Source organism: Vulcanimicrobium alpinum, assembly GCF_027923555.1.
Classification (GTDB): Bacteria; Vulcanimicrobiota; Vulcanimicrobiia; order Vulcanimicrobiales; family Vulcanimicrobiaceae; genus Vulcanimicrobium; species Vulcanimicrobium alpinum.
The window spans coordinates 1,258,379-1,269,999 of record NZ_AP025523.1; the positions used below are offsets into that span (position 1 = coordinate 1,258,379).

12 protein-coding genes and 3 tRNA genes are annotated in these 11,621 nt (G+C 68.3%); 9 read left to right on the forward strand and 6 right to left on the reverse strand.

The window, feature by feature from the left end; genetic code table 11:
* The first annotated feature begins 1 nt into the window (after nt 1).
* Complete coding sequence (locus tag WPS_RS06250; protein WP_317996985.1) at nt 2–553, forward strand: DsbA family protein; 552 nt, start codon at nt 2–4, stop codon at nt 551–553.
* An 8-nt stretch (nt 554–561) separates the two neighbouring features.
* On the opposite strand, the gene tsaD is transcribed toward WPS_RS06250, so the two are convergent.
* The gene (gene tsaD, locus WPS_RS06255) at nt 562–1,572 is read right to left on the reverse strand and encodes a tRNA (adenosine(37)-N6)-threonylcarbamoyltransferase complex transferase subunit TsaD (RefSeq protein WP_317996986.1); all 1,011 of its coding nucleotides are present in this window, start codon (nt 1,570–1,572) and stop codon (nt 562–564) included.
* Nucleotides 1,573–1,634: 62 nt separating this feature from the next.
* Between tsaD and WPS_RS06260 the strand changes: the two genes are divergently transcribed.
* Complete coding sequence (locus WPS_RS06260) at nt 1,635–2,834, forward strand: MFS transporter (RefSeq protein WP_317996987.1); 1,200 nt, start codon at nt 1,635–1,637, stop codon at nt 2,832–2,834.
* Here the strand turns inward: WPS_RS06260 and thrS are convergent.
* Complete coding sequence (gene thrS, locus WPS_RS06265; RefSeq protein WP_317997505.1) at nt 2,823–4,532, reverse strand: threonine--tRNA ligase; 1,710 nt, start codon at nt 4,530–4,532, stop codon at nt 2,823–2,825. The genes WPS_RS06260 and thrS overlap by 12 nt on opposite strands.
* A gap of 92 nt (nt 4,533–4,624) precedes the next feature.
* Here thrS and WPS_RS06270 point away from each other — a divergent pair, with 92 nt between their 5' ends.
* Complete coding sequence (locus WPS_RS06270; RefSeq protein ID WP_317996988.1) at nt 4,625–5,335, forward strand: VIT1/CCC1 transporter family protein; 711 nt, start codon at nt 4,625–4,627, stop codon at nt 5,333–5,335.
* Nucleotides 5,336–5,384: 49 nt separating this feature from the next.
* Here the strand turns inward: WPS_RS06270 and WPS_RS06275 are convergent.
* Nucleotides 5,385–5,459 (reverse strand) — tRNA-Val (locus tag WPS_RS06275).
* A 169-nt stretch (nt 5,460–5,628) separates the two neighbouring features.
* Between WPS_RS06275 and WPS_RS06280 the strand changes: the two genes are divergently transcribed.
* Nucleotides 5,629–7,137 carry an alpha/beta hydrolase gene (locus tag WPS_RS06280; RefSeq protein WP_317996989.1) on the forward strand — a complete coding sequence of 503 codons (1,509 nt, stop codon included), beginning with the start codon at nt 5,629–5,631 and terminating at the stop codon, nt 7,135–7,137.
* Here WPS_RS06280 and WPS_RS06285 read toward each other — a convergent pair.
* Entirely contained in the window at nt 7,127–7,555 is a 429-nt protein-coding gene (locus WPS_RS06285) for a MarR family winged helix-turn-helix transcriptional regulator (RefSeq protein ID WP_317996990.1), read from the reverse strand. The genes WPS_RS06280 and WPS_RS06285 overlap by 11 nt on opposite strands.
* Nucleotides 7,556–7,576: 21 nt before the next feature.
* Between WPS_RS06285 and WPS_RS06290 the strand changes: the two genes are divergently transcribed.
* Genes WPS_RS06290 through WPS_RS06300 form a run of 3 tightly spaced genes read left to right on the forward strand, consistent with a single transcriptional unit; the run spans nt 7,577 to nt 9,863 of the window.
* Entirely contained in the window at nt 7,577–8,773 is a 1,197-nt protein-coding gene (locus WPS_RS06290) for an MFS transporter (protein WP_317996991.1), read from the forward strand.
* 57 nt (nt 8,774–8,830) lie between these two features.
* On the forward strand, nt 8,831–9,436 hold the full coding sequence (locus WPS_RS06295; protein ID WP_317996992.1) for a LysE family translocator: 606 nt from the start codon (nt 8,831–8,833) through the stop codon (nt 9,434–9,436).
* 1 nt (nt 9,437) lies between these two features.
* Nucleotides 9,438–9,863 carry a VOC family protein gene (locus tag WPS_RS06300; RefSeq protein ID WP_317996993.1) on the forward strand — a complete coding sequence of 142 codons (426 nt, stop codon included), beginning with the start codon at nt 9,438–9,440 and terminating at the stop codon, nt 9,861–9,863.
* On the opposite strand, the gene WPS_RS06305 is transcribed toward WPS_RS06300, so the two are convergent.
* A complete protein-coding gene (locus tag WPS_RS06305; RefSeq protein WP_317996994.1) occupies nt 9,860–10,183 on the reverse strand; it encodes a hypothetical protein in 324 nt (107 codons plus the stop codon). The two genes, WPS_RS06300 and WPS_RS06305, sit on opposite strands and share 4 nt — an antisense overlap.
* Before the next feature lie 59 nt (nt 10,184–10,242).
* Nucleotides 10,243–11,373: a DNA topoisomerase IB gene (locus WPS_RS06310; protein ID WP_317996995.1), complete on the reverse strand. Its 1,131-nt coding sequence runs from the start codon at nt 11,371–11,373 to the stop codon at nt 10,243–10,245.
* A gap of 77 nt (nt 11,374–11,450) precedes the next feature.
* Between WPS_RS06310 and WPS_RS06315 the strand changes: the two genes are divergently transcribed.
* Both WPS_RS06315 and WPS_RS06320 read left to right on the forward strand, forming a co-directional pair.
* A tRNA-Val gene (locus WPS_RS06315) sits at nt 11,451–11,525 on the forward strand.
* A 10-nt stretch (nt 11,526–11,535) separates the two neighbouring features.
* Nucleotides 11,536–11,612 (forward strand) — tRNA-Asp (locus tag WPS_RS06320).
* Nucleotides 11,613–11,621 lie beyond the last annotated feature (9 nt).

Consider the following 11,621-nt stretch of genomic DNA (forward strand, 5'->3'; position numbering starts at 1 on the left):
GATGAACGACGACAGCCTCACTCGCCTGGCGGTTCCGGTGAACGACGACGATCACGTGCGCGGACCGGCCGACGCGCCGGTGACGCTGGTCGAGTACGGCGATTTCGAGTGTCCCTTCTGCGGCGTCGCATACGCGGCGATCAAGGAGTTCGAGCGGCGCTATCCCGCCGCGCTGCGGGTCGTGTTCCGCAACTTTCCGCTCGCGATGCATCCGCACGCGCAAAGCGCCGCCGAGGCCGCGGAGTTCGCAGCCGACGGCGGCCGCTTCTGGGAGATGCACGATATGCTCTACGAGCACCAGCGGCAGCTCGACGTGCCGCACCTGCTGCACTACGCGCGCGACTTAGGGCTCGACGCCGCGGCGCTCGACGAAGCGCTGCGTTCGCAGACGTACCGCCCGATCGTCGAAGAGAGTAAGGAAGGCGGAGAGGAGAGCGAGATCCCGGGAACGCCGGCGCTCTTTCTCAACGGCGTGCTCTTCGAAGAAGACCCGACGGTCGAGAACCTCGCGCACGCCGTCGAGTGGATTCTCGAACACGGGGGGACGGCGTAACCGCGCGCCTACGTGAACGGCAGGTTCGGATCCGCGACGAGGTGCAGCGGGTCGACGCGCGCGACGTCGCCGCGCCGCTCCGCCGCGGCGGCGATCATCGCCGCGTTGTCGGTGCAGAAGCGCCGTTCGGGGACGAACGCCGGGATGCGGTACCGTTCGCCGAGTGCGAGGAACGCCGACTGCAGCGCACCGTTCGCCGCCACGCCGCCGCTCAGCACGACGGCTCGATAGTCGCGAGCATCAAGCGCCCGCGCGGTGCGGTCGATCAGCACGTCGACGACGGCCGCCTGGAACGACGCCGCGACGTCTTCGCGCCGTGCGTCCTTGCCGGTGTCGGATTCCAGGAAGTAGCGCACCGAGGTCTTCAGCCCGGAGAAGCTCATGTCGAGCGTTCCGGGATCGGGACGATGGCGCGGAAACGCGAACGCCTTGGGGTCACCCGTGCGCCCCAAAGCCTCGAGCGCCGGCCCGCCCGGGAACGGGAGATCGAGCAATCGCGCGGTCTTGTCGAACGCCTCGCCGGCGGCGTCGTCTCGCGTCCTGCCGATGATGCGCAATGCCGTCGGCGATTCGACCTCGACGAGCTGCGTGTGACCGCCCGAGACGAGCAGCGCCAAAAATGGATACGGCGGCGGTGCGTCGCGTTCGAGGAACGCGGCAAACAGATGGCCGTGCAGATGGTTGACGGCGTAGAGCGGCAGGCCGGTCGCGAACGCGAGCGCCTTTGCTGCGGCGACGCCGACGACGAGGCTGCCGATGAGACCGGGGCCCGCGGTCACCGCGATCCCGTCGAGCTGATCGAGGTGCGTCCCGGCGCGGCTCAGCGCGTCATCGACGGCCGCAGAGAGGAGCGCCGCGTGACGGCGCGAGGCGATCTCGGGGACGATCCCGCCGTACTTCGCGTGAAACGCGTCTTGGTTGGTCGAGACGTTCGCCAGCACGTGCACGCCCCCGCGGACGACGGCGGTCGCCGTGTCGTCGCAGGACGTCTCGATCCCGAGCAGCAGCACCTTCGGCACGACCGTGCGCGGCGCAGCGTGGTTGCAACCTGCACCCGGCCGGAGAGACTCGAGGGCAAACGATGATGCGTCTGCGCACGCTCGCCGTGGCAGCCTGCGGCGGAAGCGCCTTTCTCGATATGTACGCAACGCAGCCGCTGATGCCCGAGCTGCGCGCGGCCTTCGTCGCGAGCGAGGCGCAGGTCGGTGCCACGATCGCGGTGCTGACGCTCGCGTGCGCGCTCGCGGCGCCGTTCGTCGGATCGTTCGCCGACGCTGTCGGCCGCAAGCGCGTGATCGTCGGCGCGATCCTCGGCCTCGCGCTGGTAACGTTCGGCGCCGCACACGCGACGACGCTGCCGCAGCTGCTGGCGTGGCGTTTCGCGCAAGGGCTCTTCATGCCGGCGGTGTTCGCGGTGACGATCGCTTACGTCGCGGAAGAGTTTCCCGCCGCCGAGGCGGGCCGCGCGATCGGCGCGTACATCGGCGGGAACGTGCTGGGCGGATTCCTCGGGCGATACCTGGCGGCGCTGGTGACGGCGCACGGTTCGTGGCAGCAAGCCTTCGTCGTGCTCGCGCTGCTGAATCTCGCGGGCGCCGCGTTCGTGTTCGCGTTTCTTCCGCGGGCCACGCGCTTCGTGCGCGCGGCGCCGGGTCGCGATGCGCTGCGCGCGGTCGGAACGTTCGTGCGCGACCCGGTGCTGCTCTCGACGTTCGCGGTCGGCGCCAGCGTGCTGTTCTCGCTGACCGCGGCGTTCACGTTCGCAACCTATTACCTGGCGGCGCCGCCGTTCGGACTCGGGACGATCGCGCTCGGCAACGTGTTCTTCGTCTATCTGCTGGGCGTGATCGTCTCGCCGCTCTCGGGGCGTCTGATCGATCGGATCGGCCATCGCAGCGCCGTTCTCGCCGCGATCGCGACCAGCAGCGCGGGCGTGCTCCTGACGCTGGTGCCGTCCGTCCCCGCGATCGTCGCCGGACTCGCGGTCATGTCGACCGGCGTCTTCGCCGCGCAGGCGGCGTCGCAGGCGTACATCGGCGTCGTCGCCCGCGAGCGCCGCTCGACCGCCGCGTCGCTGTACATCTCGGTGTACTACGCCGGCGGCGGCTTGGGGTCGGTGGTCCCGGCGGTCGTGTGGAGCCGCGGCGGATGGCCGGCGACGGTCGCGCTCATCCTCGCGGTCGAGTGCTTCGCAGCTGCGGCCGCGGCGACGTTCTGGCACCGCCGCGCCGCGCGCACCGCGGCCGCCGCCGCGATCGAGGTCGAGGCGCTAACGCCGTGACGCGACGCGCGCGGCGAGCTCGTCGGCGAATGCGTCGACGGTCGCGGCGCGTTTTTCGTCGACGCCGCGTTCGTTGACGTTGACCGTCCCCTCGGCGAGCTCGGCTTTGCCGACGACCAGGATGTAGGGCACCTTCTGCGTCTTCCAATGGCGGATCTTGTAGCCGATCTTTTCGTTGGACGCGTCCGCGTCGACGCGAAAACCTCGCGCGCGCAAACGGTCTCGCACCTCGTAGGCGTAGTCGAGCTGGTGCTCGGAGATCGGCGCGACCACCGCCTGCACCGGCGCGATCCAAGCCGGAAACGCGCCGGCGAAATGCTCGATCAGCACGCCGAAGAACCGCTCCATCGAACCGGCGAGCGCGCGGTGGATCATCACCGGACGATGATCGTGTCCGTCGGCGCCGCGATATTTCAGATCGAACCGTTCGGGCAGAACAAAGTCGACCTGCACCGTTCCGAGCTGCCACTTGCGTCCGATCGCGTCGTGCAGGTTGATGTCCAGCTTCGGCCCGTAGAACGCGCCGCCGCCCTCGTCGATCCCGTACGGAAGGTTGTGGGATTCGAGCGCGTTGCGGATCGCGTTCTCGGCGATCTCGTCGGTCGGTCCGCGATGTTCGCGCGTGCTCAGGAAATACTCGAAGTCTTTGAAATCGAACGCGTCCATGAGCCGCAGCGCCTCGTCGAGCGTCTGTTCGAACTCGCTCTGCAGCTGTTCGGGCGTGCAGAAGAGGTGCGCGTCGTCTTGCGTGAAGCCGCGCACGCGGGTGAGCCCGTGCAGCGTCCCGCTGCGCTCGAAGCGGTAGACCGTCCCGAACTCGCTGTAGCGTAGCGGCAGGTCGCGATACGAGCGGCCGTCGCTGCGATAGATCAGGATGTGGCCGGGGCAGTTCATCGGCTTGAGCCGGAAGCGCTGGCCCTCGACCTCGAGCGGGCCGAACATTCCCTCCGCAAAGTTTTCGAGATGACCGGAGGTCGCGTAGAGGTTTTCGTGCACGACGTGCGGCGTGACGACCGGCAGGTAGCCGCGTTCGCGCAAGCCGTCCCGAATGAACTGCTCGACGATCCCGCGCATCAGCGCGCCCTTGGGGTGCCAGAAGATGAGCCCGCCGCCCGCCATCTCGTCGACGTGGTAGAGATCGAGTTCCTGGCCGAGCTTGCGATGATCGCGCTTCGCGGCCTCTTCGAGGAAGGCGAGGTAGTCGTCGAGTTCCTGCTGCGTCGCAAACGCGGTGCCGTAGATGCGCTGCAGCATCGCGTTGTGCTCGTCGCCGCGCCAGTAGGCGCCGGCGACCGACATCAGCTTGAGCGCGCCGATCTCGCCCGTTGAGTCGGCGTGGCCGCCGCGGCAGAGGTCGGTGAACTCGCCGATCGTGTAGAGCGTGATCGGCTCGTCCGCGGGGATCTGCTCGGCCAGTTCGACCTTGTAGGGGTTGTCGCGGAAGGCGGCGATCGCTTCGTCGCGCGTGACGCGGCGCCCGGTCATACGGTAATCCGCCTGCACGATCTCGTGCATGCGAGCCTCGAGCTTCGCCAGGTCTTCGGGCGTGAACGGCGTGCCGCGGTCGAAATCGTAGTAGAACCCGTTGTCGATCGCGGGGCCGATGGTCGGCTTCGCGTCGGGGAAGAGGTCCTGCACGGCATACGCCAGCACGTGGGCGGCGGTGTGGCGAAGGTGCGCGATGTCGACGGAGGTCATGGTCACGCGGCGCGTTTCGACATCCGCGTTCGGACAGCCTCACGCGATGCGCGGGCCGTGACAAGATCGGCGTCGTCCGGTACACTGCCTCGGTGATTCAAGCCGCCGAACACGAACGCCACGGAGCCGGGACGCAGACGATCCGCGACCTCGTCCTCGGGATGGCCGACGGGCTGACCGTCCCCTTCGCGATCGCCGCCGGCGTGACGGGCGCCGTCGCCGCGAGCGGCATCGTCCTCACCGCCGGGCTCGCCGAGATCGTCGCCGGCGCGATCTCGATGGGTCTGGGCGGCTACCTCGCCGCGCGCTCCGAGGTCGCGCACTATCACAAAGAATACGCGCGCGAGATGAACGAGACGCACGAGATCCCCCAAGAAGAGAAGGCGGAGGTCGCGCAGATCCTGCACGGCTACGGCGTTCGCGAACCGGTGCTCACGAGGGTGGTCAACGAGATCGCCAGCGACCGCGAGCAGTGGGTCGAGTTCATGATGCGCAACGAACTCGGCCTCGAGAAGCCCGACGAGCGCGCCGCGCCGCGCAGCGCCTTCCTCGTCGGCGGCGGCTACGTCCTCGGCGGCATCTTCCCGCTCGCGCCCTACGTCTTCATCGCCAACGCGCACGACGCGCTGCTGTGGTCGATCGTCACGACGTCCGTCGCGCTGATCGGCTTCGGGGCGGTGCGTGCGCGCGTCCTCGCCACCCCGGTGGTCGCCGGCGCGCTGCAGGCGTGGATGATCGGCGCGATCGCCGCCGGCGCCGCCTACGGGCTCGCGCGCCTCGTCTCGCACGGTCTCGCTCCGTAGCCGAAGCCCGAAATGCGAGAACCGCGCATCTCTGCGCGGTTCTCGATCGTGGTGGGCGGCAGAAGGATTGAACTTCTGACCTCCACAGTGTCAATGTGGCGCTCTCCCACTGAGCTAGCCGCCCAGGTTCCAAGCCGTGAGTCTACCCGATGCGCGGGCTCCGCGTCAAACCCCTTTCCCGTGCAACGCTTGGTTGGTCAAGCAGAATAATGCACGTCTGGGCGGCGGGAGAACGCATCCCGTCAGGAAACGAAAGCCGCACTGCTCGGGGTTTGGAGGGAGCTTCTTTCGCCATGAAACGCAACGATTTTCTGTATGGGGCGACGGCGATCGGTCTCGCCGGCTGCACGACATCGAGCGGGGCGTCCGGAAACGGACCGCTGCTCCCGACCGTCGGCGTCGGCGCCGGAAGCTCGTCCGACCTGCGTTACGGCTTCGCGCCGGTTCCGGCCAGCAACGCGGCGGCCGGCTTCGATCCGGCCGGCGATGCGGCCGCGCTGATCCTCCCCGGCAACCCTCCGTCGCCGGCGACCGCGCCGATTCCGGGCGTGCAATTCTTCGGCTCGACGGGGACCGACAATCGCTACGTCATCCGCGTCCCCACCGCGTGGAACGGCAAGCTCGTCGTGGCCGGGACGCCGTCGCAGCGCAGCGAGTTCGCGAACGACGCAATCTGGAGCGACTTTCTGCTCGCGAACGGCTACGCGTACGCGAGCAGCAACAAAGCGCTGCCGTTCAACGCGATCGTCGAACCGATCAGCGCGAGTCCGAACCCGAACATCAGCTGGCCCGTCTGCTACGATCTCGCCGGCCTCGAGACGGCGAAGTTCTCGTTCCGGCTGAGCGAGATCTACCCGGCAAAAAAGCCGATCAACGGCTGGAACACCGAGTTCTACAACTTGATCCTCGCCGCGCAAGCGTATCTGACGCAGAACTACAAGACGCCGACCAAGACCTACGTTGTCGGCCTCTCCAACGGCGGCGCCGAGGTGCGCTCGCTGCTCGAGCAGCATCCGGAGATCGTCGACGGCGGGGTCGACTGGTCGGGACCGTACTGGTCGCAGAACCTCAACATCCTCACGTATCTGCCGGGCTTTCTCAAACTGATGCCCGGCTACGTCGCCAGCAACTTCAGCGACGCGACGATCGCGGCGCAGATCCAGGCGCTGGGGTATCCCGCCGACGTCAAGGGCGCCGGCGCGGCGCATCCGTCGCTGTGGCTCGAATACTATTCGGGACAGGCGTCGTTCTACTCCGACCTGACGCTGTTCGTGTACGCGCTGCTTATCGATCCGGCGGCGACGTCGACCCTGCCGTCGACGGCGTCGTTCACGCCCAACCCTGCGAACCCGACGCGTCTGCCGGGGACGCCGTCGGCGGGCGTGAGCGGTCTCGCCGATCCGGTTGCGCGTCAGAACTACGTGCTCAGCACTGCCGGCAAAGCGGCGATCGCGCCGTTCGCGCACACCGGAAACATCGGCAAGCCGCTGGTGTCGATCGCCGGCGCGAACGACATGTTCATCACACCGCAGAACAACTTCACGCCGTATCTCAACGCCGTGAAGGCGGCCGGAAAATCGTCGATGTACTGGCAGTACCTCGTCTCGGGCGGCACGCACGTCGACACGTTCGCCAACCCGACGTGGGGCTACGGCCTGCAGCCGCAGGTCACGTTCGCCTGGGCCGCGTTCAACGAGCTGGTCTCGATCGCCGAGTCCGGTGCGAAGCCGGCCGGCGCGGGAACGCAGCAGACCGTTTCCACGCCGACCCAGATCCACTCCGCGGCGCGGGTCAGCCGCTAAGCGCGCTGGCGAGCGCGAGGACGCGTTCGACGTCCTCCGCTCGCACCCGCTGCGCGAGCGTCTCCTGCGCCTTGCGCCAGTAGGGCCGCGCGCGCGCGAGCGCCGCGGCGCCGCGGGCGGTGAGCCGCGCGACGTTCGCGCGGCCGCCGCGCGCCGGCTCGACGGCGATCAGTTTTTCCTCGGTGAGCGGCCGCAGGTTGCGCAGCAGCGTCGTGCGGTCCATCGCGAGATCGCGTGCGTACGCGGCCAGCGTCGGCGTGCCGAGCCGCTCCAGCGTGGTGAGCAGCGAGTAGCGGGCGATCGTCAACCCCGCGGGCGCCAGATGCTCGTCGTAATGCCGGGTGAGGGCACGGTTGGCCCGGCGGAGCGCGCCGCAGACGCAGCGCGGCTCGGTATCGGGGCCGAAGGAATGTGCCACAACGGTGTAAATACACCGTGCATGCAGGATCGTCCTGGGTTGCGGATCCTGCTCGCCGCCTGCATCGCGCTCTCCGTCGGGTACGGCGTGCGGCAGTGTCTGGGGCTGTTCATCACACCGCTGGAGGCCGTGCGCGGGTGGCCCGCCGGCGTGTTCGCGCTCGCCTTCGCGCTGCAGAATCTCGTGTGGGGGATCGTCCAGCCGTTCGTCGGTGCGTTCGCGGACCGGTTCGGCGCGCGCCTGACCGTCGCGGCCGGCGGGATCTCCTATGCGCTGGGCCTCGGGCTGATGGCGACCACCCACGATCGCACGCTGTTCGCATGGGGCGGCGGGACGTTGCTCGGGTTCGCGCTCGCCGCGACCTCGTTCGGCGTGCTGATCGGTCCGGTCGCATCGCTGGTTCCGCCTGAGCGCCGCAACGCCGCGCTCGGGATCCTCGGGGCCGCCGGATCGCTCGGGCAATTGTTTTATCCGCCGTTCGCGCAGATCGCGATCGGCGCGGCCGGGTGGTTCACGGCGCTGGTCGGCCTCGCCGCGGTCGGCATCGCGATCGTTCCGCTCGGATTCATGCTCCGCGAGCCGGCTGCCGTGCCGGCACGCGCGCATCAGACGCTGCGAGACGCGGTGCGCGAGGCGTTCGGCGTTCCGAGCTACTGGCTGCTCTCCGCCGGCTTTTTCGTCTGCGGCTTCCACCTCGCGTTCTTTCAGACGCACATGCCGGCGATCGTCGCGCGAGCCGGCCTCGCGCCGGCGCTCGGGGCGGCGGCGCTCGCGATCGTCGGCGGGTTCAATGTCATCGGCAGTTACCTCAGCGGCCGGCTCTCCGACCGGTATCCGAAACGCTTCATTCTCTCGTCGATCTACGGCCTGCGTTTCGTCGCGATCCTCGCGTTCGTCGCGGTGCCGATCAGCACGGTCTCGGTGATCGCGTTCTCGGCGGCGATGGGATTGCTGTGGCTTTCGACGATTCCGCCGACGACCGGCGTGATCGCCGAGAAGTTCGGCCTGCAATGGGTTTCGACGCTCTTCGGCGTCGCGTTTCTGATCCATCAGATCGGCGCGTTCTGCGGCGCGTGGCTGGGCGGCGTGATCGTCGACCGCACCGGGAGTTACAACCTGATGTGGGTGATCTCGCTGGCGGTCGCGCTGTTCGGCGTGGTGATCCAACTGCCGATCGACGAGCGCCGCGTCAGCCGCGAGGCGCCGGCAGCCGCGTAGCCGCCGCGCAACCGGCGCCGTCGCGTCTCGGTCGTATCGAACGATGCACTTGCACGCGTGGACGCTGTTCGTCGCGACGACGGTCGCGATCTGCCTGGCCCCGGCCCCGACATGCTGTTCGTCGTTGCGACCGCGGCCCGCGGCGGCGTTCGGGCCGGGTTCGAAGCCGTGCGCGGAATCCAAAGCGCGATGATCGTGCACGTCGCGGCGGCTGCGCTCGGGCTCTCGGCGCTCTTTGCGGCGTCGCATCTCGCGTTCGACGTGCTGCGCGTCGCCGGGGCCGGCTATTTGATTTGGCTCGGGATCGCGGCGCTGCGCAGCGGCGCGCGTGGCCGGCATGCGGAGCCCGCAGCGGGAAGCGACGCGTTTCGGCGCGGGTTCCTGACCAACGTCACGAATCCGAAGGTGATCGTGTTCTTCGCGGCGTTTCTGCCGCAGTTCGTGACGGCCGGCGGCGCACCGGTCGCACTGCAGATCTTGGTGCTCGGCGCGACGTTTGCGGCACTCGGCTTCGTGTGCGACGTCGCCTACGCGATCGGTGCCGGTGTGCTCAGCCGCCGGCTGCTGCGCAGCCCGCGCGTGATGCGGGCGGTCGATGCGGCGGCCGGTGCGGTGATGATCGCACTCGGCGTCGACGTGCTCGCGGAACGGCAGGCGGCCTGAGATGCATCTGCGCTACGAATCGGTCGCCCCGGTCCTGATCGTGGAGCGCGTCGAGCCGACGCGTGATTTCTTCCGCGATCGTCTCGGCTTCGCCCAGACCGCGGAGGTCGAGCACGAGGGCGCGCTGGGGTTCGTGATGCTCGAGAAAGACGACGTCACCATCATGGTGCAGTCCCATGCGAGCGTGATCGCCGACTTCGGAGATGACGCGGCGCGGTCGATGAACGAGGCGATCTCGGGCCGCGGCGCGGCGATGCTCTACGTCAACGTGAGCAGCGTGGAGATCATCATCCCGCAGGTCGCCGATGCCGACGTCATCGTTCCGCCACGCAGGACGTCCTTCGGGATGCACGAGATCGTGGTGCGAGAACCGGGCGGCCACGCCGTAGCTTTTGCCTCCCGGCTCCCGCAGGGAGAGGGCGTTTAGCCCTTTTGCTGTTTGACCGCGGCCTGGCTGCGGTTGAGCACCAGGATGCGGTCGGCATGACGCGCGCCGAGCAGTTTCTGGTCGTAGAAGACCTTCACGAGCTGTCCGCTTTTCAGGCTCTTCATCTGGTACGTCGTCTTTCCGTCGCCGGAGAAGACCTGATCGAAGTGCGGCACGAGGAGGAAGCTGACTTCCTTCCCGGTCTTGTCGTCTTTGATTTTGACGTTGCTGGTCGAGATGTGGACGAGAGTGCCTTCGACCCACGACGAGCCGACGGGCGCGGCCTGAGCCGGCGCGAGTGCGGCGACCGTCGCGCCCAAGGGGAGAGCCGCAAAAAGGGCGGCCATGAGAAGAATACGCATGCCCGCCGCTTACCCGCTTATGCGGCCTTTTTCGCACCCGGGCGCTTGCGCTTCGCCCGCTCCCGCACCGAGCGCGCGAGGACGTCCGCCAGCGGCTCCGCCTCGGCCGCAACGAGCCGTTCGATCAATGCCACGACAGCCCGTTCGTGGCGGTCGAGCGCGTGCGGCGACGTGGTTCTGACGGCGCGCTCGATCAGCGGCAGCGCGCCGTCGGCGAGAAACGTCTCAATCACGCCGGGATAGATGTACGACTTCTTGCAGACCGTCGGCGTGTTGCCGAGGTGTTCGGCGACGCGCGCGACGGCCTCGGCGATCTGGGCTTTGCGTTCGCTCTGCGTGCGTTCAGCAGCCTCGACGGCGGCGAGGTACAGCGCGCACATCATCGTCGCTTCCCACGTGCGGAAATCTTTCGCGGTGAAGTCGCCGCCCGCGACGTCGCGCACGTAGGCGTTGACATCGTCGGAACGCACGGGACGCGCAGCGCCGTCGTCGTCGAGGTATTCGAAAAGCTGCTGTCCCGGCAGATCCTGGGCGCGCTTCACGATCCCCGCGATCCGGCGATCGCGCACCGCGATCTCGTGATTCTTCCCGCTCTTGCCGCGGAAAGTGAAGCGCACCGTGGCGCCCGCGACGTCGACGTGCTCTTCACGCAGCGTCGTGAGGCCGAAGGTATCGTTTTCGCGCGCGTATTCGTCGTTGCCGATGCGGATCGCCGTGCGCTCCATCAGCGAGACGATTGTCGCCAGTACCTTTTCGCGCGGCAGCCCCGGCCGCCCCATGTCGCGATGCACCGCTTCGCGAATCGCCGGCAGGGCCTTCGCGAACGCGATCATCCGGTCGAACTTGTTCTCGTCGCGCACGGCGCGCCAGCGTTTGTGGTAACGATACTGCTTGCGACCGCGCGCGTCGCGGCCGGTGGCCTGCAGGTGTCCGTTGGGGAGCGGGCAGATCCACACGTCGGTATAGGCGGGCGGAACGGCAAGTGAGCGGATACGCGCGAGTTCGCCGGCGCCGGTCACCGGCGCGCCGTCGGCCGTCACGTAGGCGAAGCCGCCGCGCCGCTTGATTCGCTTGATCCCCGGCATTGCATCGGTCGTGTAGCGAAGCCCGGCAGCCTTGGCCGCATCGGGGCCTTCGGTCGGCAGCATGAGCGCCTTCTACCCACTTGCACTAGACAGGGGCGGACCCGGTGCTTTAGAATACGTCGGTTCGTCGTCGAGGCCGTGGGCGCGTAGCTCAGTGGGAGAGCATCCGCTTCACACGCGGGGGGTCGTTGGTTCAATCCCAACCGTGCCCACCATGAGCTCGATGGCGTTGTAGCTCAGTTGGTTAGAGCGCCGCCCTGTCACGGCGGAGGTCGTGGGTTCGAGCCCCATCAACGTCGCCAGTCGCAGCG

Bases quoted from the DNA above. Each gene is read 5' to 3' on its own strand.
- WPS_RS06250 (WP_317996985.1), top strand. From the start codon at position 2: ATGAACGACGACAGCCTCACTCGCCTGGCGGTTCCGGTGAACGACGAC.
- WPS_RS06260 (WP_317996987.1), top strand. From the start codon at position 1,635: ATGATGCGTCTGCGCACGCTCGCCGTGGCAGCCTGCGGCGGAAGCGCC.
- thrS (WP_317997505.1), bottom strand. From the start codon at position 4,532: ATGACCTCCGTCGACATCGCGCACCTTCGCCACACCGCCGCCCACGTG.
- WPS_RS06280 (WP_317996989.1), top strand. From the start codon at position 5,629: ATGAAACGCAACGATTTTCTGTATGGGGCGACGGCGATCGGTCTCGCC.
- WPS_RS06290 (WP_317996991.1), top strand. From the start codon at position 7,577: ATGCAGGATCGTCCTGGGTTGCGGATCCTGCTCGCCGCCTGCATCGCG.
- WPS_RS06300 (WP_317996993.1), top strand. From the start codon at position 9,438: ATGCATCTGCGCTACGAATCGGTCGCCCCGGTCCTGATCGTGGAGCGC.
- WPS_RS06310 (WP_317996995.1), bottom strand. From the start codon at position 11,373: ATGCTGCCGACCGAAGGCCCCGATGCGGCCAAGGCTGCCGGGCTTCGC.